Genomic DNA, 23,075 nt, shown 5'->3' with positions numbered 1-23,075 from the left:
ATGATCGGTTACAATGGAATCACTTTGGGCCGAGGCCGTGAAACCGGCGTGAATCCCGGCGGCCCTGTTGCCCGGACGGCGTGAAATGCGCAGGGGCGGATCAGAATTCGGGGAAGCGCGCCGGAAAATCGACCACCGGGGTGGGCGCGTGCCGGGCCGATTGGCTTTCGGCCAGCCGGCGGATCGCGGCGCGGCTGTCCAGCACCTTGCCCTGGGACAATTGCAGGGCCATCCATCGCGCCAGTTGCGGCGCGGCCAGCGAGGTGCCCGACGACAGGGCAAAGCTGCCGCTGTCGCGCCCGCGCACGATCATGCAGGCATTGTTTTCCGCCTGATCGACGGGCGCCAGGCAATCGCCCGGCTGCGTGTCGTTCAGCAGCGCGGTCGGCACCGTCGCCCGTTCGTCCCGCCGATAGGCCGATCCGCCCCGCAGCGGCCAGTCGCCGGTGGCATAGGTGTTGACCGTATCGGTGCGGATCGCCAGGGGACCGCCGCCGTTCTGGGCATCCGTCAGGATCGGGAATCCCCTTGCGTCCCAGTTGCGATAGGCGGGATCGTGGAACCAGCTTTGCAGCGCGCCCCGGCGAAAGCCCCGGATCACCGCGTCGCGCTGCGCGGACAGGTCGTAAAGGCCGTCGGGCGTCCCCTCGGCGATCTGGATCCGCCATTCGCCGGGCGGGGCGAACGGCTCTCTCAGGCGTTCGGGGCAGGTGGGCAGGGCGATCACCACGATGCCGTCGCGCCACCGCCCGTCGCGCAGGCGGTGCGGCGTGTAATAGGCGCGGGCCAGCGGCCTGCCGTCCGGGTCCGACAGGACCGAATATTGCCAGGGCAGGGTCAGGGCCGTCGTGGCGGGCGCCCGGCCCGGCGCGGTCAGGGTGATCTGCAAGTCGCCGCGCGGGGCGTGATCCTGGGGCGGGCCCCAGATCTCGATCGCGTTGAAGGTCGTGTCGCCGGGCGGCAGGCGCCAGCCGATCTGCTGGCCGGGCCGCAGCCGGGCGCGCAGCCGGTCCTGCCGATGGTTGCCCGAGGGCAGGACGAAGCGCACCGGCCCCAGGTCGTCCGCCTGCCGGGCAGAGACCGCGTCCATGAACCGTTCGATCAGCGTGGATCCGTCGCGCGGTCCGGCGGTCAGGCCCAGACTGATATTGATCACCACCGGCAGCCGGACCGACCCGTGTGGAAGCCCGCCCTGCCGTTCGATGAACCGGCACAGGCGGCGGGTGCGGGTGATGATGAACAGGATCCCCGTCAGGATCGGCAGCGGCGCCAAGACGCCCGAGGAATCGGCCGTGATCCGCGGCGGCAGGCAGACCGCGATCAGCGGATGGTTCCTCGCCCGGCTGTCCGCGGGGTCGAAGCCCGCCGCCAGCGTCGCCACCGCCGCGCCATGGCCGGTTTCGAACGCGCCCGACGGAATCGCCGGGCGGGCCAGATCGACCGCCCCGGTCAGGCGATAGATCGCATCCTCGCCCGACAGATCGCCGGTGGCGGCGCGGGCCAGCAGTTCCGACAACTCGGCCCCGCGCCATTCGGCGCCCGACGGCAGGTCGCCGCCCCGATCCGACCGGAACCGCGCATCCTGCAACCAGACCGACGCCGTGCGCGACAGGTTCCCCGGCAGCGTGAATCGCTGGTGGACAAAGGGGATCGCGTCGTCGATCACCCCGATGATGCAGCCGGTGCCCGGATCGGGCAGCGCCTGGGGCGACAGGAATTCCCAGGCGGGATCGTCCGGATCCGCGTTTTCCCAGTCGCGGTCCAGCGGATTGGCCGACCCTTCCGACAGCAGGCCCGCCGGATCGTCCAGGAATTCCTGGAAGGCCGACAGGATGGCCATGGCCAAGGCCATCATTCGAAGCTCTGCCGGATCAGGGCCTGCACCGCCCGTTCCATCTGTCCGGGCAGATCCGCGCCCGCGTCGGGCCTGTGATCGTCGCGGCGCGGCGCCTCACCTCGTTCCGCGCGCAGGTCATGGACATAGTGCAGATAGGGCGACATGCCGGTTCGCAGGCTGTCATAGGCGGCGCGCGGTTCGGACCAGCGGGCGGCGGGTGGATCGGACTTCAGCTCCATCGGTTCTGCCATTCCTGCCGGGCGCGGTGGCACAGCGCCTGCCACAGGGGGGCCGGGCGGGCGGCGGTCTTGTCGTCGTTGAACCGGGTCGACGGGTCGTCGCCGTTCATCATCTGGTTCAGGATCTCGGCATGGAAATCGCGCGGTTCCACCTGGTTGCTGAACAGGCTGCCGTCGAATTCCGCCGAACCCACCGTGCCGCGCAACCCTCGCGCCATCACATAGCGCCCAAGCTGGATGCCCAGCACCGCGCCTGACGCGCTGTCGGCGGGGAAATGCACGCCAGCCACGGTCCGGTTGACCGCGATGCGGCAGGCGAGGCGATAGAGCTGGTCGTCGGGTTTCACCTGCGCATCCGGGTTGGCCAGCAGCGACAGCATGGTCGCCAGCGTGAAGATCTGCGTCGCATGGCCGCTGGGCAGCGCGGGATGGGCCGGTTCGGGGATCAGCGGCTGGATGCGGTCGCTGAACTGGTTCGGCCGGGGGCAGCCAAGCGCCAGCTTGATCCGCATCACCACGGGCGTGACCAGATCCAGCCCCACCTCCAGCATCTCGGCCAGGGCCGGGTTGCGCACGGGGTCGAGGGGCAGGATGCTGGACAGGAATGGGATGAGGTGGCGCTGCTGGGCCAGAATCTCGGTCAGGCGGTCCGCGCGCAGTTCGGCATAGGAGGCCACCAGCGGCGCGGCCTGGCTGAAATCCGCAAGGCCGGGCCGGACGATCCGGGCCAAGGGCACAGGATCCCCGGTCGTGCGCCGGGACAGCGCCATGGCGCGCGCGGTCTTGCCTGGCGGGGCATCGTCTTCGGACACGAAGACCAGATCCTCCAGCAACTCCGAAAGCATGACGGCATGGCGATATTCGCGCGCCAGGCGGGGCAGGCGCGCGGCCAGGTCCAGTTCACCCGCCTGGAAGGGGTCGGGCTTGACAGTTTCCGTGCCCGAGATGGCATCCCGCGACCGCATCAGGGCGGCGGCCAGCAGCGCTTCGTCTGATGTCTGCCCTGCGGCGTTCGCGGCTTGGCCGTGCTGACCATGCTGGCCGTGTTGCAGGGGCATGACGGAACCTCGTCGACTGGGAATCGAAAACGCTGTATCTTTGCCGTAAGGGAAAGCGTAACAACGACTCCGGATTTCGCCTATAGCTTTTGTTTGCATGCAGCCGCTTACCCTTCGCCTCATGGGCCCTGTCGAACTGACCGGGCCGGGACGCGTGCCGTTGACGCCGCGCGGGATGCGGGCGCGTGGCGCCCTGGCGGTGATGGGCAGCGCGACGGCGATGCGGGTGCTGCGGGCGCGGTTGCAGGATCTGCTGTTCAGCACACGCGAACCTGAAAACGCCAATGCCAGCCTGCGCCAGGTGCTGCGGGAAATCCGCATCAGCCTGGCGGACGCGCGCGAGGCCCTGATCAGCGGGCCGGGATGGGTTGGCCTTGACGGGCAGATGGTCCGGCTGGACATGACCGCCCGGCCCGGCCCGGACGGGCAGATGCCGGAATTCGCCGCCGACCTGGACATTCCCGACCCCGAATTCGAGGACTGGCTGCGCGACGCGCGGATGCACGCGGAACAGGCGGTGACCCCCCAGGCGCCCGAACCGTCGCTGCTGCCGGTCCTGCTGACGGCCGATCCTGTCGCGGGCGACAGCGAAACCGGGGTGATCGCCGCGATGATCCTGGGCGAGGCGGCGGGCCGGGTCTGCGACCTGGTGCCGATGGTCGCCATGCCCGACCGGGCGGATCCGGGGCAATCGGCCATCGTCCTGTCGGCCGTGGCGAACCGCCTGGGCCAAGCCGTTCATGTGCTGGTCAAGCTGTCCCACCGGCCCAGCAGCCGGTTGTTCTGGTCGCACAAGTTCGTGCTGGATGGGGGCGATCTGACCACCGCCATGGGCGACTGCACCGCCCAAATCTGCGTGGGCGTCATGCGCGTGCTGGAAGCCCTGCGTACCGTCGACGCGGCGCTGGGCGTGTCCTTCGCCGATGTGTTCAGCTTCAACCAGGCGCGGCTTGAACGCGCCGAACACGCCCTGGCGGGCATGGATGACGGGGTCAACGCCTCGCTGACCATGGCGCTGCGGGCCTGGGTGCGGACCACGCAGGTCTTCGAACGCTTGGTGCCCGACCCCGAGCGAAGCATCCAGGAGGCGCAGGAATTCGCCACCAAGGCGCGCGAGGCCGATCCCTACAGCGCGACCGCCCTGGCCGTGGGTTCCGTGGTCGAAGGGTACATGAACCACGGCCAGGTCAGTTTCTGGCTGGCCCAGCAGGCGGTCCAGGCGGATGCCCGCAACCCGCTGGCGCGCTATGCCTATTCGCAGGCCCTGACCGACCTGGGCCGCCACAAGGAGGCCCACCGCGAAGCGCGGGCCGGACTGGCCGAGGCGCTGTCGGTGCTGAACCCCGCGACCTGGCAGTTGCGGATGGGCATTTCCCTGACCCGGCTGGGCCGCTTTGCCGAGGCGGAACAGCGGTTCGACGCCGTCCAGCAGTTCGCGCCGGAAAACCGCCCCTCGCTTCGGTTCCTGGCGGCGCTGCGATACCACCGGCATGACGAACCGGGCGCGCTGGCGGCGCTTCAGGCGCTGCGTCGGAACGAGCCGGGCTTTTCGCTGGATCTGATGGGCAGCGACAGCTATCCGGTCGCGACCCTGCGTCAGGGCGGGCTGCTGGGGGTCACGCGGTCGGGGCTGATCTAGGCGTCCGGGCCTTCCTGGGCCAGGATCTTCTGCGCTTCGTCGATCATCGGGTTCCAGTCGAACCGCGCCACGATGATGCCGTGGTCGTTATAGCCAAGCCGCCTGCGTTGGGCCTCGGTCGCCGTCAGGTGGTCGTTCAGCACGCGCATTTCCCGAAACGACCATGTGCGGATCGACGAATGGTCATAGAAGGAATCCGACACCATGATGTGATCCAGCGATTCCATCTGGTTCTGGTGGATATAGGTGTAATAGACGTGCCGGAAGGACCGCAGCTGTTGCAGCTTTTCGACCGTGTAAAGCCCGGTATCCGACTTGCTGCCCGCCGTGCTTTTGGCAAAGAAGCGATAGCCCGGATTTCCCGTCAGCAATTCCGTCGAGACCGAGGTGGTGGCGTCGTTCAGATCGCCCAGCACCACCACAGGCTTGTCGTTGCGGCGCATCGTGTCGTTCAGGATGGCACGAAACGCCCCTGCCTCGACCATGCGGCGGACATGGGACACGACCGTCTGCGCGATAAATCGGTGCCGGCGCAACACCGGGTTGCCGTCATCGTCCCGCAGCGTGGTCGGTCCCTTGGATTTCAGATGGGCCACGAAGACGGTGATGTCGGGCGTCCCGTCGGCCTTGTTGACCAGCACCCGCAGCAGGGGCCGGGAAAACCTGCGGATCGTGACGCTGACCGATTCTTCGGCGTCGCGGGCTTCCTTCAGGTCGATGAAGCGGGCGTCATCGGGCAGATCCGCGATCCATTCGGGCGGGCCTTGCAGCATCCCCTTGCGCACCGCAAGCGCGACCTGGATCCCCGGCGGATCGGTGGTGCGCGCCACCAGGTCATAGCGGCCGCGCAGCGCCGGGCGGTCGAAAATCTCGGCCAGGGCCTCGGCGTTCCAGCATTCCTGGAAGCCGATGATGTCGGCGTCGAGGTCGTCCAGGACGCGTTCCGAAAAGCCGATCTTGGCGTCGTACTGGGCCTGGGTCCAGCCGTCGCCGTCATAGATCGGCTGGCCGGGCAGGTTCAGGTTCAGCAGGTTGAAATTGGCGATGCTGATGTCTTTGCGGGCCATCGGAATGCCTGTCGCGGCCAAAGGGATCGCCCGATCATATCACGGATCACGCCATCCCGGCCCGCAATTCCCCATGCAGCCTTGGTCCCGCGACGACCATTCCGTCCACCATCGCGCGCGGACTGTTGAAGCGCATCGGCTGGCCGTGCCGGTCGGTGGCGACGGCGCCCGCGCGTTCCGCGATCAGGCTGCCCGCCGCGATGTCCCATTCCCAGACATGGCGCACCGACAGGGCCGCATCGAAGCGGCCCTGGGCCACCAGGCACAGCCGCCAGGCCAACGAGGGGCGGAATTCGCGCCGGAACGGCGGTGTCCGGCCATCCTTCCAGTATTCGGGATCGGTCGCGGATTTATAGGTCAGCACGCGCGCGCCGCTGATCCCCGCGTCGCTGGGCCTGATCGGCGCGCCGTTCAGCAGCGCCGGGCCGTCCGCATGGGCGGTGAAGGTCAGGTCCATCGCGGGCAGATGCACCACCGCCGCGATGATCCGGTCGCCCTCGGTCACGGCCAGCGAGTGGGCGAAGCCTTCCTGCCCTGCGATGAAGGCGCGGGTGCCGTCGATGGGATCGATGATGAAGCAGCGCTGCGCGTCCAGCCGGGCGGCATCGGCCTCGCTCTCCTCGGACAGCCAGCCGTAGTCGGGGCGCTCGCCGGTCAGCAGGGTTTGCAGCGCGTCGTTGACGGCCAGGTCGGCCTCGGTCACGGGGCCTGCGTCGCCGGGCTTGTCCCAGGCCTTGGGCTGGGCGCGCCAGAAGGACAGCGCGATGGGACCGGCGATCTGCGCCGCGCGGACCAGCAGCGCCAGGTCGTCCTCAGGCTCCGGCAACGGTCATCCCCCTGACCAGCAGGCTGGGCACCTCGGCCGCGCGCCAGGGCAGGGCGTCGTTCGCGGCGGTCAGGGTCATCAGCATCTCGCGCAGGTTTCCGGCGATGGTGCATTCGTTGACCGGATAGGCGATGCGCCCGTCTTCCACCCAGAACCCGGCGGCGCCGCGCGAATAATCCCCGGTGGTGCCGTTGATCGAGGCGCCCAGCATGGAGGTCACGATCAGCCCCGTCCCCATCCGCGCGATCAGGTCGTCCTGCGTCGCCGCGCCCGGCGTCAGGATCACGTTGCTGTTGGTGGGCGACGGCGCCGAGGACATGCCCCGCGCGGCGGAAGCGGTGCTGTCCATCCCCAGCTTGCGGGCGGTCGCCAGATCCAGCGTCCAGCCTTGCAGGACGCCGTTCTCGACGATCTTGCGGGGCCGCGTCGCCAGCCCCTCGGCATCGAAGGGACGGGACGAAGGATAGCGCGGGCGCAGCGGATCCTCGGTCAGGTCGAAGCCTTCGGGCAGCACCGGCTGGCCCAGATCGCGGCGCAGCCAGCTTGCGCCGCGCGCGACGGCCGACCCGTTCACCGCCGACAGCAGATGGCCGATCAGCGACGCGGCGACCCGTCGGTCGTAGAGGATCGGAAAGGCCCCGGTCGGCGGCTTGCGGGATCCGGCGCGGGCCAGGGTGCGTTCGGCGGCCAGGCGGCCGATCTCTTCCGGGGCGGGCAGATCCTCGGCCCAGACGCGGGATTCGCCCGCATAGTCGCGTTCCATCCCCAGCCCCTCGCCGGTGATGGCGACGGTGGAAATGGCATGGGTGGTGCGCCCGTATCCGCCTGAAAACCCGTTCGAGGCCGCCAGCCACAGGAACCGGCGGCTGAACCCGGCATTGGCGGATTCGACCTGAGAGATGCCCGGCATGTCGCGGGCCGCCGCCTCGGCCCGCAGGGCGAGGTCTTGCAGGTGGTCGGGCGACGGGTCGGGTCGGTCGTCGGCGATCTGCAGGGCGCGGGCGTCGGTGTCGCGGGCAAGCTGGTCCGGGTCCGCCAGTCCCAGCATGTCGTCCACCGGCGCCTCGCGCGCCATGGCGACGGCGCGTTCGGCCATGTCCGTGATCGTGGCCGGGCTGTGGTCCGAGGCCGAGACGCTGGCCTGCCGCCCGCCGATCAGCACGCGCAGGCCGATTTCCACGCCCTCGGCCCGGTCGGCATGTTCCAGGGCGCCGCCGCGCATGTCGATGCTGATGGATTGCCCGCTGCTGGTCAGCGCGTCGGCGGCCTCGGCCCCTGCGCGCCGCGCCGCATCGACCAGCGATTCGGCCAGCACCTGCAAATCCACGGGTGACATCGCGTCCCTCCTTGATGGCGGCGAATGACAAGGCCGGGACCGTGGCCCCGGCCGATGATGGCCCATCGGGCCTGCGTTACTTGACCTGCTGGCCGTTGGCGAAGATCGACCCGCCTTCGCGGAACTCGATCTCGGAGGTCAACTGGTCGGGCTGGCCGTCCACCGGCTTGGCGAACATCGCCAGCATCATGCGCAGCCCCATCATCTGTTCCTGCGGAACCAGGCCCATCGTGACCAGCTTGTCCATCAGCCCGTTCACGCCTTCGAAGCTGCCGTTCAGCTTGCCCACGGGTTCATTCGGATTGTCGCCGAATTCCAGCGTTCCGGCGATGTCGGCCTTGGCGCCCACCGCGTCCAGGGCGACCTTGTTGACCGTCAGCGACTTGGGCGCGAAGGGTGCCTCGGGGGCGGCATCGGCGCCGGCATCCGCGGGGGGCTGGGCCAGGGCGGGGTCGAACAGATCCTGCGACAGCACGGCCTCGCCCGACAGGTCGACGGTCAGGCTGGCCGGGTCGCGCGGCAACTGGCTGGTCGGGTCGAACAGGTTCCAGATCGCGTCGGAAAAGGTCAGCCCGTCCAGGACATAGGCGAACTTGAAGGGCTGCGCGGCATCGCCCTTGGACACCGGCAGCAGCATCTCGGCCGAGATCTGGCGGACGGCATAGCTGATCGGGAAGGGCAGGGTGTTGACGGTCATTTCCGCCTTGGCATCGGCGGACGCCGCCTTGTAGCCCAGGCCCTGGTCCGACATCCGGACGGCGATGTCGCTGGCCCCGGACCCGAAGCTGCCCTTGGCGTTCTGGTCCTGGCCGCTGTCGTCCTTGCCCGCGACCTCGAAGCTGCCTTGCAGCGTCTCATAGGTCAGGGTCGCGTCGAATGTCAGGCCTGCGGCCAGGGCCTGCGCCAGCTGGCTGCCCAGGTCGAAGGACTGGCCGGGGGTCTTGGCGGTGCCCTTGCCGGTCAGGTTGGTGACCGCCACATGGAAGTCCATGCTGCCGCTGCCCGCGCCGCCGGCGCCCTCGCCAGGGACCAGGGCGTCGATCTGCATCTCTGCCTGGGCAGCCTTCATGTCGAAGGTGCTGTCGATGCCGCCGTCCGCCGCGACATTGCGCTGCGATCCGGTCAGATCGGTCACGGTGCCAGTGACCGGGATCGTCACATCCTTCCCCGGTTCGGTCGGCAGGGTGAAATCGAAGGCCATGGTCGGATAGGTGTATTCGTACAGCATATCCTCGGGCGTGCCGGACACGACCATCTCGTTGCCGGGCAGCTTGATCGTGCCGGTCATGGTCATCTCGACCGTTTCCGCCGGGGCGGGGGCATCGGTGCCCGCATCCGGTGCATCGGCCGGGGCATCGGCGGGCGTGTCGGGTTGCGGGGCCGGGACGGTGAAGCGGCTGTCCACGGCCATGTCGCCCTCGATCACCACGCGCACCCGCGCGTCGCCGGTCTCCTGGAAGGTCATCTGCGGGATGGTGGCCGAGGTTGTGCCCGCCTCGCCTGCCATGGTGAAGACGGCATCGGTGACGGTCAGCGTGCCGCCCGCATCCTCGACATCGCCGCTGACCTGATAGCCATAGTCGGCACTGTATTTTTGCAGGTTTTCCCAGACCTGGGCCGGGGTGACATCTGCCAGGGCGGAACCTGCGCCCAGGGTCAGCGCCAGGAGGGATGTTGCAAGAGGGCGGACCATGCCTGATACCTTTCGGAAGTCGTTGCTTGCGGGATTTGTCGCACAGTGACCCGGCAACGCCAAGGGAGCAATCGCGTGATCCGTTTCGTGAACCAGGACGGCCTGGCCGTCGTCACCATCGACCGGCCCGGCAAGGCCAATTCGCTGACCGAACAGATGCTGCGGGATCTGACGGCGGCCTTCGACCAGGTTGCGGATGCGGGCTGCCGGGCCGTGGTGCTGACCGGGGCGGGCAAGGTGTTTTCCGCCGGGGCGGATCTGGACGAGGCCAAGGCGGGGCTTGCCACCTCGTCCGAATGGGAACGCCTGTCGGGCCGCATCGCCGCCCTGCCCTGCCTGACGGTCGCGGCGCTGAACGGCACGCTGGCGGGCGGCGCCTTCGGCATGGCGCTGGCCTGCGACCTGCGCATCGCCGTTCCCGATGCGCGGTTCTTCTATCCGGTGATGCGGCTGGGCTTTCTGCCGCAGCCGTCGGATCCGCCGCGCCTTGCAGCCCTGATCGGGCCTGCGCGGGCCAGGATGATCCTGATGGCGGGCGCCCGGATCGACGCGGCCGAGGCCCTGTCCTGGGGCCTGATCGACCGCATCGCCGCGCCGGACGACCTGATGGACCAGGCCCGCGCGCTGACGGCCGACGCCCTGGCCGCCGCGCCGGATCACGTCGCGGCGATCAAGGCGCTGACAGTTCAGGCATAGGCGGCTTCGCGCCCGAACTGGCGGCACAGGATGTAATACAGGACCGCGCGATACTTGTTGCGGTTCGACCGGCCGTATCGATCGATGGCCGCGTCCAGTCCCCGCGCCAGATCCGGCCCCTCGGCCAGGCCCAGCTTGCCGATCAGGAAGTTCTTGCGGATCCGGTCCAGTTCGGCGGGATCGCTGGCCGCGACGGTTTCGGCATCGTCGTTGTAGATCGATGGGCCGCAGCCGATCGTGACCTTGGTCAGCAGATCCATGTCCGGCTCTTCGCCCAGCTTGTCGCGGATGTCGGCGGCGTATTTCGCGATCAGGTCGTCACGCTTGCTCATCGTCCCTCACTCCTGCCGTTGGTGGCAGGCCGAGGATGCGACGGAAATTGACATTTATCAATTCCGTCCGCCTGGCGCGCCTGGGATCGCCGGATGCGGGCGGAACATTGTTCCCGCTGCGCCGTTTCCCGGCAACCGTTTTCCCCGCTCGCCCCCCAGGGCGGCGGCGCCGGTCCTTTTCGCGGCCCCGACGCTTGTGCAGCCTGCCTGGCCTGCGCATCTGAAAGTGATGAAGATAAAGGAGTTTTCCATGCGCAGCCTGATCCTTTCCGCCGCCCTGGGGCTGGCCACCGCCCTGCCCGCCGCCGCCGATACGATCCGCGTCGGCATGTCGGGCGGCTATTTCCCGTTCACCTTCACCCGCGCCGACGAATTGCAGGGCTTCGAGGTGGATCTGATGAACGCCGTGGGCGAGATCACGGGGGACGACATCGAATTCGTCACCATGTCCTTTTCCGGCTTGATCGGCGCGCTGGAATCGGGCCGCATCGACACGGTGGCGAACCAGATCACCATCACCCCGGAACGCGAGGCGAAGTTCGCCTTTACCCAGCCCTATGTCTATGACGGCGCGCAGGTCGTGGTGAAGGCGGGCAACGAAGACACCATCACCGGCCCCGAAAGCCTGAAGGGCAAGTCGGTCGCGGTGAACCTGGGCTCCAATTTCGAGGAATTGCTGCGCGCCCTGCCCTATGCCGACGATATCGACATCCGAACCTATGAAAGCAACATCGAACAGGACACCGCGCTTGGCCGGGTCGACGCCTTCGTGATGGACCGGGTGTCCTCGGCCCAGGTCATCAAGCAAAGCCCCCTGCCCCTGGCGCTGGCGGGCCAGCCCTTCGATGAGATTCGCAACGCCCTGCCCTTCCGCAAGGACGAGGCCGGGATCGCCCTGCGCGACAAGGTCGACGCGGCGATCACCCAGCTGAAGGAGAACGGCAGGCTGGCCGAGATCTCGGAAAAATGGCTGGATGCCGATGTGACCAAGCCCCTGGCCGACGCCGCCGCTGAATGAGGCCGCTCGACACCGCCTATATGTGGGATCTGGTCCCGGTCATCCTGGGCTATGTCCCGCTGACCCTGGGCATGGCGCTGATCGCGATGGCGGCGGCGCTGGCCCTGGCGGCGCTGCTGGCGATTGTCCGCGTGCTGCGCGTGCCGGTCGCCGACAGCATCGTGGCGGTGTTCATCAGCTTCTTTCGCGGCACGCCGCTGCTGGTGCAGCTGTTCCTGTTCTATTACGGGCTGCCGCAGCTGGTCCCGGCGCTGACGACCATCGACGGGATCACGGCGGCGGTGATCGGCCTGACGCTGCATTTCTCGGCCTATATGGCCGAAAGCATCCGCGGCGCGATCCTGGGCGTGGATCGCAGCCAGTGGGAAGCCGCCCAGTCCATCGGCATGACCCAGGGCCAGCTTCTGCGGCGGATCGTGCTGCCGCAGGCGTCCCGCGTGGCAGCGCCAACGCTGATGAACTATTTCATCGACCTGATCAAAAGCACCTCGCTGGCCTTCACCCTGGGCGTGACCGAGATGATGGGCGCGGCCCAGAAAGAGGCGGCGGGCAGTTTCCTGTATCTGGAAGCCTTCCTGGTCGTCGCCGTGATCTATTGGATCATGGTCGAGATCCTGTCGGTCGGGCAACGCTGGATGGAACGCCATCTGGGAAAGGCGGTGGCACGATGAAATGCGAAATCGACATTGCCGGGCTGGTCAAGCGGTTCGGCACGAATACAGTGCTGGACGGCATCGACCTGTGCCTGAAGCCCGGTGAACGCGTGGCGGTCATCGGCCCGTCGGGGACCGGAAAATCGACGCTGCTGCGCTGCCTTAACTGGCTGGACAGGCCCGATGCGGGGCGGATCGCCATCGGCGACCTGTCCGTGGACGCGGCGCGCGCCAGCCGCGCCGATGTGCTGGCGCTGCGGCGGCGAACGGGCTTTGTCTTCCAGAACTATGCGCTGTTCGCCAACAAGACCGCCCGGCAGAACATCATGGAAGGGCTGACCACCGTGCGCGGCTGGCCCAAGGCCAAGGCCGCCGCGCGGGCGGATGAGATCCTGGCCCAGATCGGGCTGGCCGATCGCGGCGACAGCTATCCCTCGGCCATGTCCGGGGGCCAGCAGCAGCGGGTGGGCATCGGCCGGGCGATGGCGCTGGACGCCGATCTGCTGCTGTTCGACGAACCGACAAGCGCACTGGACCCCGAATGGGTGGGTGAGGTGCTGGACCTGATCCGCAGCATCGCCGACGGCCGCCAGACCATGCTGATCGTCACGCACGAGATGCAGTTCGCGCGCGAGATCGCCGACCGGATCGTCTTCATGGATGGCGGTCGGATTGTCGAACAAGGCCCGCCCGCCCAGATTTTCGGCGATCCGCAGGACGACCGGACTCGGGCCTTCCTGCGGCGTGTGGGTTAGCGCAGGCCCGCCGTCTGGTAGTACACGTCCACATCGCGCGCCTGGTCATAGCCGATGCCCGAGGCGATAATGCAGCTTGTATCGTCGCGGCGCGGGGCGACCAAGGTCCAGGTGCCCATCTGTTCCGACGCCCACAGCTCGGTCGCGGCATGGCCGTCGCCGGGGACCGGGGCTTCGTTGAAGTCGTGGCGCAGGGTCGCGCGGATTTCGGCATTTTCGGCGCAATAGGGCTGGTCGCCCACCGCCATGTCCGAAGTCGGCAGATCCTGGGCCTGTTCCAGCAGCGTGGCGGTATCCACCCCTGCCATGGCAGGCCAGGCCTGCACCGGCTGGTCGGGACGGGTGGCGGACAGGGCGGGCATGGCCATCAAGGCCGCGACGCTGCCGGCCAGCCCAAGACGGGCGATGCGGAGTGCGATGCGGGTCATGATCAGGGCCTTTCATCCAATGTTTGCTGGGGGAAAAACACCCCGGTCCCCCCAGGGGTTCCGACATTTGCCGTGACGCGGCGTTGCGCCGCCCATCGAAACCGGGCAATCCTGTCGGGGAACAGGCGGCTGAGGCGACAGGAAGGACGGTCCCCAATGGCGATACTTCTGGGCGATGTGGGGGGCACGAATGCCCGGCTGGCCATCGCGCGGGGCGGCAGCATCGACCGGGATACGGTGACCCGCTTTCGCGGCGACGATTACGCCACCTTCGACGACGTGGTGCGCCAGTTCCTGCAAGAACAGGACCAGCCGCGCATCAGCGCCGTCTGCGTGGCGGTGGCAGGCCCGGTCAGTGGCGGCCGGGCGCGGCTGACCAATCGCGACTGGGATTTCGACCAGGATCGGCTGGCGCGGCTGACCGATGCCGATCAGGTCCGGCTGATCAACGACCTGACCGCATTGGGCTATGCCACGCCCTCGCTGGGCGGCGACGGGCTGGCGGTGCTGCGCCATGCGCCCGCCGACCGGGCGCGCAACGGACAGGCCTTGGTGGTCAACCTGGGCACCGGCTTCAACGTCTGCGCCGTGCGCAGCCTGCCCGGCGGCGCGATCACCGCGATGGAGGCCGAGGAAGGCCATACCCACCTGCCCGCCAACATCTATCTGCGGCTGCTGGATGCCGTCGGACCCGAGGCGGTCAAGGGCTTCATCTCGACCGAGGAAGCCTTCGCGGGTCGCGGGCTGTCGCGCCTGCACGCGGCGCTGACCGGCACCCCGCCGGTGCGCAGCGAACAGATCGACGCGGCCTCGGACGCGGGGGATGCGGCGGCCAATGCCACCTATGACCTGTTCGCCGACCTGGTGGGCCTGCTGTGCCGGGAACTGGCGCTGCGCTTCATGCCGCTGGAAGGGCTGTTCCTGGCGGGCAGCGTCGGCCGCAGCATCGCCGACCGGATGGATCTGTTCAACGCGTCCTTCCTGGCCCAGCCCTATATGCGCCATATTCCTGAAAACACGCCGATCTTCCTGATCCGCGACGACATGGCCGCGCTGCAAGGCTGCCTGGCCGCGCTGGCCTGAGGCGCAACAGGCGGCGGAAACCCGTCCCCTGCCCCCGCTTTCGCGGATGAATCGCTTGGATTCGCCGGGGCGTCCTGCTCTTATGGGCGCAAAGCAAGAACGCACAAGGCAGGACGATGCGGGCATATCTGCGGGCGGCATTGGTGGCATCCACGGTGATGGGCCTGGGGGGGATGGCCTGGGCGCAATCCGCGTCCTCGCCGTTTTCGGGCCTGTTCGGGGGCCGCAGCGACGAAGGTCCGGTCGACCTGCAATTCCGCGTCCAGGGGGCGGACGACCTGGACCAGCCGTTGCGCAACGCCTCGCTGATCGCGGGCGCGCTGTCCGAGGATCGCACCACCGGCCAGGACGTGCTGGCCGCCGCGCGGGGCGATTACGCGCGGATCCTGGGCAACCTGTATGACCGGGGCTATTATTCGGCGATCATCAACATCACCCTGGACGGGGTCGAGGCGGCCGAGATCGCCCCCCTGGATGCGCCGGGCATCGTCCGGCAGGTCGTCGTCAGCGTCCAGACCGGCCCCCGCTTCCGCTTTTCCCGCGCCGCCATCGCCCCGGTGGCGCCCCGGACCGACCTGCCCGACGACTATCGCCAGGGCGGGATCGCGGGCACCGGCACGATCCGTGGCGCCGCCCGCGCCGGGGTGGACGGCTGGCGCGATGTCGGCCACGCCAAGGCCGAGGTGTCGGGGCAGAACATCACCGCCGATCACATCGCCAATGTGGTGGACAGCCGCATCGGCCTGTCGCCCGGCCCCTCGGTCCGGTTCGGGCGGCTGAACATGCGCGGCTATGACCGCATGAACCCGCGCCGGCTGCACAAGATCGCCGGCCTGCCCGAGGGCGAACGCTTCGACCCCGACGATGTCGAGGATGTCAGGAAGCGCCTGCGCCGGTCGGGCGTCTTTTCCGCGATCACTCTGGAAGAGGCCGAGACGCTGAACCCCGACGGCAGCATGGACATCAACCTGACCGTGGTCGAACAGAAACCCCGCCGGATCGGCGCGGGGTTCGAAATCTCGACCACCGACGGGGCGATGCTGTCGGCCTATTGGATGCACCGCAACCTGCTGGGCGGCGGCGAACGCCTGCGCATCGACGCCAAGGTCAAGGACATCGGATCCGACACCAGCGGCAAGGACGAGGAAGTGACCCTGCGCATCGACCGTCCCGCCACGGTCACGCCGGACACCACCGCCTATGTCCTGACCAGTCTGGCCCGGATGCGAGAAGAGGATTACGACGAGGATACCGGCATCATCGGGCTGGGCTTCAACCACATCTTCAGCGACCGCTTCACCTTCGACACGGCGATCCAGTACCAGTTCTCGCGCGTCTATGACGACCTGGGCGAAACCGACTTCAAGGTTCTGGCCTTTCCGACCAGCGTGATGTGGGACGCGCGCGACAACGAAAACAATGCCAAGCGCGGCTATTACCTGCAAGGCGACGCCACCCCCTTCAAGGGCTTCGACGGCACCGACACCGGCATCCGCATCCTGGGCGAGGGCCGCGCCTTCCGGTCCCTGGGCGAGGGCGACCGCTTCACCCTGGCGGGCCGCGCCCGCATCGGCAGCGTCCTGGGCAGCGAGATCCAGAATACCCCGCGCAACTATCTGTTCTTCTCGGGCGGCGGCGGCAGCGTGCGCGGCCAGCCCTATCAGTCGCTGGGCGTCGAGGAAATCCAGGGTCCGAACGGCCCGATCAAGACCGGCGGCATGAGCGTGGCGACGCTTTCCGCCGAGCTCCGCTGGCAGGTCCGCGACAGGATCGGCGTGGTGGCCTTTGCCGATTACGGCGAGGTCTGGGCGGAAGACGGCTGGAACGGCACCAGCGAAGGGCACTCGGGGGCGGGGATCGGCGTTCGGTACAACACGCCCATCGGGCCGCTGCGTTTCGACGTTGCCGGACCGACCGGAGGAGACACCGGCGAGGGCGTGCAACTGTATCTGGGACTGGGGCAGGCGTTTTGATGAAGACCGGGGTGATGCGCAAGCTGTGGCTGATCGTCTTCGCGATCCTGTTCCCGCTGTCGGTGATGGCCCAGACCGCCGCCGAAATCTCGCAGCAGGAAAGCGACGACCGGGGTTTTCTGACCCGGCTGCTGGAACGCAACCTGTCGGGCGCGGGCCGCGAGGTGGTGATCGACGGGTTCCAGGGCGCCCTCTCGTCGCGCGCCACCTTTCGCCGGATCAGCATCGCCGATGCGGACGGCGTCTGGCTGACGCTGAACGACGGGGCGATCCAGTGGAACCGCTCGGCCCTGCTGCGCGGCCGGATCGAGATCGCCGAGATGTCGGCCCGCGAAATCCTGTTGCCGCGCCGGCCCCTGGGCGAGGAACGCGCCCCAACGGCAGAAGCGCGCGAATTCAGCGGCTTCGCCTTGCCGGAATTGCCCGTGGCCCTGAACATCGCCCAGATCCGGGCCGACAGGGTGGAACTGGGCGAACCCGTGATCGGCGTGGCCGCCGCCATCTCGATGGCCGGCGGGATGAGCCTGGCGGGCGGCGAAGGCCAGGCCAAGCTGGCCATCCAGCGGCTGGACGGGCCGCGCGGCACCTTCAACCTGGACACCGGCTTTTCCAACGTGACGCAGGTTCTGCGCGTGAACCTGACCCTGGACGAGGCCGCCGACGGGTTGCTGGTCAACCTGATCGACCTTTACGACAAGCCCTCGGTCGTGGCCGAGATCAACGGCGAAGGCCAGATCAAGGATTTCGGCGTCGACATCAAGCTGGCGACCGACGGATTGCCGCGCGTGACGGGCCGGGTCTCGGCGGCGGGCGGTCCCGATGCGTCGGGCAATCCGGGCACGAATTTCGCGCTGCAACTGGGCGGCGACGTGGCCTCGTTGCTGGCGCCGAAGAACCGGACCTTCTTCGGCAACCAGGTCCAGCTTCGCGCCGAGGGCTGGCGCGGCGACGACGGGCGGTTGCAGATCCCCACCCTGAACCTTGTCACCGAGGCCCTGTCGCTGGACGGGTCGCTGGCGGTCAATGCCCAAGGGGCGCCGCAGAACGCGAAGCTGCTGATCGCGCTTGGATCCGACGCGGGCGCGGCGCAGGTGCCGGTCCCCCTGCCCTTCGCGGGCGAGGAATCGACCGTGGAATCCGGGCGGCTTGAACTGCAATACGACGCGGTCCAGGGCCAGGGCTGGACGTTGGAGGGCCGCGTCGGCGCCCTGGATCTGGGCGAGGTGCTGTTGGGCGACCTGCGGCTGGATGGGTCCGGCGCGGTGGTGCTGGACGGCGGCAGCCTGCAATCGGTGAACGGCGGCATCCGGTTCGGATCGCGGCAGATGGTCTTTGCCGATGCGGGTCTGGCCCAGGCCGTCGGGCCCGAGATCACCGGCAGCACCGATTTCGATTTCACCCCCGGCAACGCGGTGAGGATGACGGCGCTGAATGTCAGCGGCTCCGATTACGGATTGCAGGGCATGCTGCAACTGTCGGGCCTGTCCACCGGCTTCGTGCTGTCCGGCAACATCCAGGCGCGTCATGACGATCTAAGCCGCATATCGACCCTTGCGGGGCGCGACCTGTCCGGGCAGACCGATGCCGGCGTCCTGGGCTATTACAACTTTCTGGGGCGTGACTTCGCCATCACCTCGACCGTGGCGGGGACCGATATCACCGTCGATCAGCCGCAGCTCGACCGCCTTCTGGCAGGCCGGTCCACCATCGACCTGCGCGCAAGGCGCGACCGGACCGGGATCAAGCTGACCGATCTTTCCATCAACGCCCAGCGGCTGACCGCCCAGGCCCAAGGCTATGTGAACAGCCTGTCCAGCGACGTGACGGCGACGATTTCCATGCCGTCGTTGCAGGACGCGGATCCGAATTTCTCGGGCGCGTTGCAGGCCGATGCCAAGCTGTCTGGCGCGTCGGGCGCGCGCCAGCTGACCGTCAGCGGCGAGGCCGAGGATCTGCGGATCGGCGTCGAGGCCTTGGACAACGCCCTGCAAGGCCGGACCACGCTGACCGTCCTGGCCGCCGAAAAGCCGCAAGGCTACGAGGTCGAGGTGTTCCGCATCGCCAATCCGCAACTGCGCGCCGAAGGACGCGGCAGCTTTGCCCAGGGCGCCCTGGACGCGACGCTGGATATGGCGGTGCCCGACCTGGCGGCGATCCGCAACGGCTGGACCGGCGGCTTCGACGCCATGGCCCGGCTGACCGAACGCGACGGCACCCGGTTCGTCGACATGACGGGATCGGGCCAGAACCTGTCCTTCGGCGTCCAGAACGCGGACGCCGCGCTGACCGGCACCACCCGCCTGCGCGTCCAGGCCGAGGAAAAGGACGGCACCGTCACCCTGCGCGACGTGGAACTGATCAACGACCAGATGAACGCGACCGCGCGCGGCGTCTATGGCCCCGGCGTCACGGACATCGCCGCCGATGTCGCGGTCCGGTCGCTGGCGCCCTTCGGCCCCGGCTGGCGCGGCGCCCTGGATTTGACCGGCAGCTTCCGCGAGGCGGGCGACGGCATCCGGCGGCTGGAGGTGTCGGGCACCGGGCGCGACCTGGCCTTCGGCCAGGCGCAGGTCGATGGCGCCCTTGCGGGCGAGACGCGGCTGGCGGTGACGGGGACCGAACGGAACGGCGTCCTTGCCATTGAACAGGCGCGCATCGACAACCCGCGCCTGAACGCGACGGCCAGCGGCACCGTGGGCGGCGACCAGACCGATGTGCGGGCGCAGGTGAATGCCGAGGATCTGCGGTTCCTGGGCAATGGCATCAGCGGCGCGCTGAATGCCGATGCCCAGGTGGTCCAGCAGGGCGATACCCGCCGCATCACCGCCACCGGAACCGGAACCGGCCTGTCCCTGGGCCAGCCCCGCGTCGATCCGCTGCTGCGCGGCCAGACCCGTTTCGACATCGCGGCGACGCAGGCGCCCGCCGGGATCTCGATCCAGCGGCTTGACGTGCAGAACCCGCAACTGCGGATCCAGGGCAATGGCGATACTGCAAGCGGCATGACCGTCGCCGCGCGGCTGGCCGATCTGGGCCTGGTGCAGCCCGAATTCCCCGGCCCCGCGCAGATCGACGGCACGGTGCGAGAGGAGGGCGCGAATTTCGCCCTGAACCTGACCGCCACCGCGCCGGGCAGCACGCGATTGCAGGCGGCGGGCAGCGTGGCGCGCGATTTTTCCACGATGAACCTGTCGGTCACCGGCAGCAGCGAGGCCTCGATCGCCAATACCTTCATCCGTACCCGCAGCATCGAAGGCCCGCTGTCGCTGAACCTGACCGTCAACGGCCCGCCATCGCTGCAATCGGTCAGCGGGCGCGTCCAGCTGACGAACGGCCAGATCACCGATCCCGCCGTCGGCATCCGGCTGGAGGGGGTGAACGCCACCGCCGACCTGGCGGCCGGGCGCATCGCGCTGGACGCAGGGGCCAATGTCTCGGCCGGGGGGCGGGTGCAGGTCAGCGGACCGATCGACCTGGGCGCGGGGACGCTGGATCTGGCGATCCTGCTGGACCGGGTGATCGCGCGCGACCCGAACCTGTACCAGACCGAGATCAGCGGCAATCTGCGCATGTCGGGCCGCAATGCCGACGGGCCGCTGCTGTCCGGCACCGTCGATCTGGGCGAGACGGAAATCCGCATCCCCTCTACCGGGCTGGGCGGTACGAAGGCGATCCCGGACATCCACCATGTGGGCGATACCCGGCCCGTCCGGTCCACCCGTGCCAAGGCCGGGCTGGAACCCTATCCCAGCGATGCGTCCCGAGAGGCAGGGCTGGCCGGGCCGCCCTCGACCCCGCCCTCGGCGCCGCCGCGGCTGGATCTGGTCATCAACGCGCCGAACCAGGTCTTCGTGCGCGGCCGGGGCGTGGACGCGGAACTGGGCGGGTCGCTGCGGGTGCAGGGCACCACGCGCAACGCCATCCCCATCGGCTTCCTGGAACTGATCCGGGGCCGCGTGGACCTGTTGGGCCGGCGCTTCACCCTGTCCGAAGGGCTGGTCGAACTGCAAGGCAGCCTGATCCCGGTGATCCGGCTGGTGGCCGAAACCGAACGCGACGGCATCACCACCCGCATCATCATCGACGGAGAGGTGCGCGACCCCGACATCACCTTCGAATCCTCGCCCGAACTGCCCGAGGAAGAGGTCTTGTCGCAACTGCTGTTCGGCCGGGGCCTGGACAATATCAGCCCGCTTCAGGCCGCCCAGCTTGCCAATGCCATCGCCACCCTGGCCGGGCGCGGGGGCGAGGGGATCATCGGCAACCTGCGCAACCAGGTGGGCCTGGACGATCTGGACCTGGCCACGGACGACGACGGCAATGTCCAGGTCCGCGCGGGCAAATACCTGTCCGACAACCTCTATACCGATGTCGCGGTGGGGGCTGACGGCAAAAGCAGCCTGAACCTGAACCTGGACGTGACCAATTCCCTGACGGCGCGGGGATCGGTGGGCACCGAAGGCGATAGCACCCTGGGGATCTATTTCGAACGGGATTACTGAGGGCGCATGACAAGGCCGATCCGCGGCGCCGGATCGGCGATATTCCGCATTTGATCTATTACGGGCGATCCTTCCCGGCGCGCGCGGGTTAGGTTCGGCAGACGATTTTGCCAAAAGGCGCGCCCATGTCCTATGCCAATGCGAACGAACGCTATTTCGCCAGCCTGATCAACCAGTCCCGGCAAGCGGCGGGGCTGGGGACGCTGAAGCTGGAAAAGCGGCTGAACGATTCCGCCGACGCCCACAGCCGCTGGATGCTGGAAAACGACGTGTTTTCCCATACCGGACGGGGCGGGTCGTCGCCCCGGCAGCGGATGGAAGCTGCGGAGTTCGACCTGGCGGGTCGCTGGATGACGGCGGAAAACCTCGCCTATGTCAGTATCCGGGGTGAATCCGACCTGCGCGATGAAATCCGCCAATTGCACCAGAACCTTCTGAACAGTCCGGGGCATTACGCCAATATCATGGGCAGCACGTCCTTTCTGGGCATCGGGCTTCAGGTCGGGACCATGACGGTCGGCGGCCGGGATTATCGGGTGCTGATGGCCACGCAGAACTTCGCGGATACCGACGGGCTGGTCCGCCTGGACCTGGGCACCTTCCAGCGGGTTGCGCTGCCCTCGGTCAAGGTGGCGATGCAGGCGCGGGCCGACTGGCTGGACAGCTTCAACGGCAAGGTCTTCAAGGCCGCCGCCGACGGCACGGCATCGAACGATGATTTCCGCCTGGGCGCGCGGCACGACAGCGTGTCGGCGGGGGCAGGGCATGACTGGGTGGCGGGCGGCGGCGGCAACGACCGGCTGTCGGGCGGCACGGGCAACGATCGGCTGATCGGGGATACCGGGGCCGATACCCTGAAGGGCAGCGCGGGCAACGACACGCTGCAAGGCGGCGCAGGCAATGACGCGCTGCTGGGCGAGGATGGCAACGACATGCTGCGCGGCGATGCGGGCCAGGACCGGATCTGGGGCGGGGCAGGGGCCGATCTGCTGATCGGCGGCGACGGGCTGGACACGCTGTCGGGGGACGGCGGCAACGACTGGCTGGCCGGGGACGGGCAGAACGACCGCTTGCTGGGCGGCGACGGCAACGACACCCTGCATGGCGGCGCCGGCAACGACCTGCTGAACGGCGGGGCAGGGGCCGACACCTTCCTGTTCGCGAGGGGCGGCGGAACCGATACCATCCAGGCCTATGAGCATGGGATCGACCGGCTGCTGATTCCCCGCACGCTGCTGGATGCGGATCCGGCGGCCTTCATGCGCGATCACATGACCCGGACCTCGGCCGGGGTGATGATCGACTTGGGCGGCGGCGACCGCATCATCGTCGCGGGCACAACCCTGACGGCAGCGCAGGTGGCGGATGACATCTTTGGGTATTAGCGGCTGATCACGTCCTGACCGGCCGAGGAAAATGCCCGCCAAAAATTGGCGGGCATACTCGATAAGCCATTGCAAAAACGCAATTTCACTACGGGCTTTCAACATCTGGGACGGGATGGGGTTCCTGGATGCGCCAAAGAAATTAACCTTTTGGTAAGACTTTCCCGTTCACTTTCTTGCGCATTGACAAACCGGCCTGCGGGACGCCTGTTCGGCACGGTGGCAACGAAAACGGGACAGGGCTGATGGCCGACGATCTTTCCAGCACGGGCCGCTTTGCGACCGGACAGGCGCATCGCTACATGGTCCAATTGTGCAAACATTTCGCCCACAAGATCCCGGCCGAGGTCGAAGGCGACATCGGCAGCATCCGCTTTGACCTGGGCACCGCCCGGCTGGCAGCCAGCCCGGCGGAACTGACCTGCGCGGTCTCGGGCGCAGACGCCGCTGCGGTCGCGACGCTTCAGGACATCATCGACCGCCATCTGGCGCGCTTCGCCTTTCGCGAAGGGTTCGCGAACATGGACTGGTCGCCCGCGGCGTGACGGGCGACCG

General features: G+C 68.2%; 19 protein-coding genes. 10 read left to right on the top strand and 9 right to left on the bottom strand.

The features are described 5' to 3' along the window. Positions 1-100 precede the first annotated feature (100 nt). From ACTJI6_RS00530 to ACTJI6_RS00520, 3 genes are read right to left on the bottom strand one after another with little or no spacing between them, the layout of a single operon-like run. Positions 101-1,855: a hypothetical protein gene (locus ACTJI6_RS00530; RefSeq protein WP_440796892.1), complete on the bottom strand. Its 1,755-nt coding sequence runs from the start codon at positions 1,853-1,855 to the stop codon at positions 101-103. Further along, on the bottom strand, positions 1,852-2,076 hold the full coding sequence (locus tag ACTJI6_RS00525; RefSeq protein ID WP_440796890.1) for a hypothetical protein: 225 nt from the start codon (positions 2,074-2,076) through the stop codon (positions 1,852-1,854). Before ACTJI6_RS00525 ends, ACTJI6_RS00530 begins: the two co-directional genes overlap by 4 nt. Continuing rightward, a complete protein-coding gene (locus ACTJI6_RS00520; RefSeq protein WP_440796888.1) occupies positions 2,067-3,134 on the bottom strand; it encodes a phosphatase PAP2 family protein in 1,068 nt (355 codons plus the stop codon). The genes ACTJI6_RS00525 and ACTJI6_RS00520 overlap by 10 nt, the downstream gene beginning before the upstream one ends. Before the next feature lie 97 nt (positions 3,135-3,231). Here ACTJI6_RS00520 and ACTJI6_RS00515 point away from each other — a divergent pair, with 97 nt between their 5' ends. Then, positions 3,232-4,773 carry an SARP family transcriptional regulator gene (locus ACTJI6_RS00515; RefSeq protein ID WP_440796886.1) on the top strand — a complete coding sequence of 514 codons (1,542 nt, stop codon included), beginning with the start codon at positions 3,232-3,234 and terminating at the stop codon, positions 4,771-4,773. Here the strand turns inward: ACTJI6_RS00515 and ACTJI6_RS00510 are convergent. From ACTJI6_RS00510 to ACTJI6_RS00495, 4 genes are all read right to left on the bottom strand, one after another. Continuing rightward, positions 4,770-5,840 (bottom strand): endonuclease/exonuclease/phosphatase family protein, encoded by a 1,071-nt coding sequence (locus ACTJI6_RS00510; protein ID WP_440796884.1) that lies wholly within the window; start codon positions 5,838-5,840, stop codon positions 4,770-4,772. The two genes, ACTJI6_RS00515 and ACTJI6_RS00510, sit on opposite strands and share 4 nt — an antisense overlap. Before the next feature lie 46 nt (positions 5,841-5,886). Next, positions 5,887-6,666, bottom strand: a complete 780-nt coding sequence (locus tag ACTJI6_RS00505) for an inositol monophosphatase family protein (protein WP_440796882.1) — start codon at positions 6,664-6,666, stop codon at positions 5,887-5,889. Then, the gene (locus ACTJI6_RS00500) at positions 6,653-8,002 is read right to left on the bottom strand and encodes a TldD/PmbA family protein (RefSeq protein ID WP_440796880.1); all 1,350 of its coding nucleotides are present in this window, start codon (positions 8,000-8,002) and stop codon (positions 6,653-6,655) included. Before ACTJI6_RS00500 ends, ACTJI6_RS00505 begins: the two co-directional genes overlap by 14 nt. 76 nt (positions 8,003-8,078) lie before the next feature. Further along, the gene (locus tag ACTJI6_RS00495) at positions 8,079-9,695 is read right to left on the bottom strand and encodes a DUF2125 domain-containing protein (RefSeq protein ID WP_440796878.1); all 1,617 of its coding nucleotides are present in this window, start codon (positions 9,693-9,695) and stop codon (positions 8,079-8,081) included. A 75-nt stretch (positions 9,696-9,770) separates the two neighbouring features. Here ACTJI6_RS00495 and ACTJI6_RS00490 point away from each other — a divergent pair, with 75 nt between their 5' ends. Further along, positions 9,771-10,391 carry an enoyl-CoA hydratase/isomerase family protein gene (locus ACTJI6_RS00490; protein ID WP_440796876.1) on the top strand — a complete coding sequence of 207 codons (621 nt, stop codon included), beginning with the start codon at positions 9,771-9,773 and terminating at the stop codon, positions 10,389-10,391. Here the strand turns inward: ACTJI6_RS00490 and ACTJI6_RS00485 are convergent. Continuing rightward, the gene (locus ACTJI6_RS00485) at positions 10,382-10,723 is read right to left on the bottom strand and encodes a DUF2853 family protein (protein ID WP_126153483.1); all 342 of its coding nucleotides are present in this window, start codon (positions 10,721-10,723) and stop codon (positions 10,382-10,384) included. The genes ACTJI6_RS00490 and ACTJI6_RS00485 overlap by 10 nt on opposite strands. 250 nt (positions 10,724-10,973) lie before the next feature. On the opposite strand from ACTJI6_RS00485, the gene ACTJI6_RS00480 reads away from it, so the two are divergent. From ACTJI6_RS00480 to ACTJI6_RS00470, 3 genes are read left to right on the top strand one after another with little or no spacing between them, the layout of a single operon-like run. Then, positions 10,974-11,741, top strand: a complete 768-nt coding sequence (locus ACTJI6_RS00480) for an amino acid ABC transporter substrate-binding protein (protein ID WP_440796874.1) — start codon at positions 10,974-10,976, stop codon at positions 11,739-11,741. Continuing rightward, complete coding sequence (locus ACTJI6_RS00475) at positions 11,738-12,412, top strand: amino acid ABC transporter permease (RefSeq protein WP_440796872.1); 675 nt, start codon at positions 11,738-11,740, stop codon at positions 12,410-12,412. The genes ACTJI6_RS00480 and ACTJI6_RS00475 overlap by 4 nt, the downstream gene beginning before the upstream one ends. Beyond that, a complete protein-coding gene (locus tag ACTJI6_RS00470) occupies positions 12,409-13,149 on the top strand; it encodes an amino acid ABC transporter ATP-binding protein (RefSeq protein ID WP_440796870.1) in 741 nt (246 codons plus the stop codon). The genes ACTJI6_RS00475 and ACTJI6_RS00470 overlap by 4 nt, the downstream gene beginning before the upstream one ends. On the opposite strand, the gene ACTJI6_RS00465 is transcribed toward ACTJI6_RS00470, so the two are convergent. Continuing rightward, positions 13,146-13,577, bottom strand: a complete 432-nt coding sequence (locus tag ACTJI6_RS00465; RefSeq protein ID WP_440796868.1) for a hypothetical protein — start codon at positions 13,575-13,577, stop codon at positions 13,146-13,148. The genes ACTJI6_RS00470 and ACTJI6_RS00465 overlap by 4 nt on opposite strands. Positions 13,578-13,733: 156 nt before the next feature. Between ACTJI6_RS00465 and ACTJI6_RS00460 the strand changes: the two genes are divergently transcribed. The 5 genes from ACTJI6_RS00460 to ACTJI6_RS00440 all read left to right on the top strand — a co-directional run bounded on the left by ACTJI6_RS00460 (position 13,734) and on the right by ACTJI6_RS00440 (position 23,065). Continuing rightward, entirely contained in the window at positions 13,734-14,660 is a 927-nt protein-coding gene (locus tag ACTJI6_RS00460) for a glucokinase (RefSeq protein ID WP_126153488.1), read from the top strand. Between the two features lie 116 nt (positions 14,661-14,776). Further along, a complete protein-coding gene (locus ACTJI6_RS00455; protein ID WP_440796865.1) occupies positions 14,777-16,633 on the top strand; it encodes an autotransporter assembly complex protein TamA in 1,857 nt (618 codons plus the stop codon). After that, positions 16,633-21,135: a translocation/assembly module TamB domain-containing protein gene (locus tag ACTJI6_RS00450; RefSeq protein WP_440796864.1), complete on the top strand. Its 4,503-nt coding sequence runs from the start codon at positions 16,633-16,635 to the stop codon at positions 21,133-21,135. The genes ACTJI6_RS00455 and ACTJI6_RS00450 overlap by 1 nt, the downstream gene beginning before the upstream one ends. 125 nt (positions 21,136-21,260) lie before the next feature. After that, on the top strand, positions 21,261-22,520 hold the full coding sequence (locus ACTJI6_RS00445; protein ID WP_440796862.1) for a CAP domain-containing protein: 1,260 nt from the start codon (positions 21,261-21,263) through the stop codon (positions 22,518-22,520). A gap of 245 nt (positions 22,521-22,765) precedes the next feature. Further along, positions 22,766-23,065, top strand: a complete 300-nt coding sequence (locus ACTJI6_RS00440; protein WP_440796860.1) for a DUF2218 domain-containing protein — start codon at positions 22,766-22,768, stop codon at positions 23,063-23,065. Positions 23,066-23,075 lie beyond the last annotated feature (10 nt).

The sequence above is a fragment of the Paracoccus sp. 22332 genome (genome assembly GCF_052045125.1).
Classification (GTDB): domain Bacteria; phylum Pseudomonadota; class Alphaproteobacteria; order Rhodobacterales; family Rhodobacteraceae; genus Paracoccus; species Paracoccus haematequi_A.
This window is presented reverse-complemented; position numbering and strand designations above follow the sequence as displayed.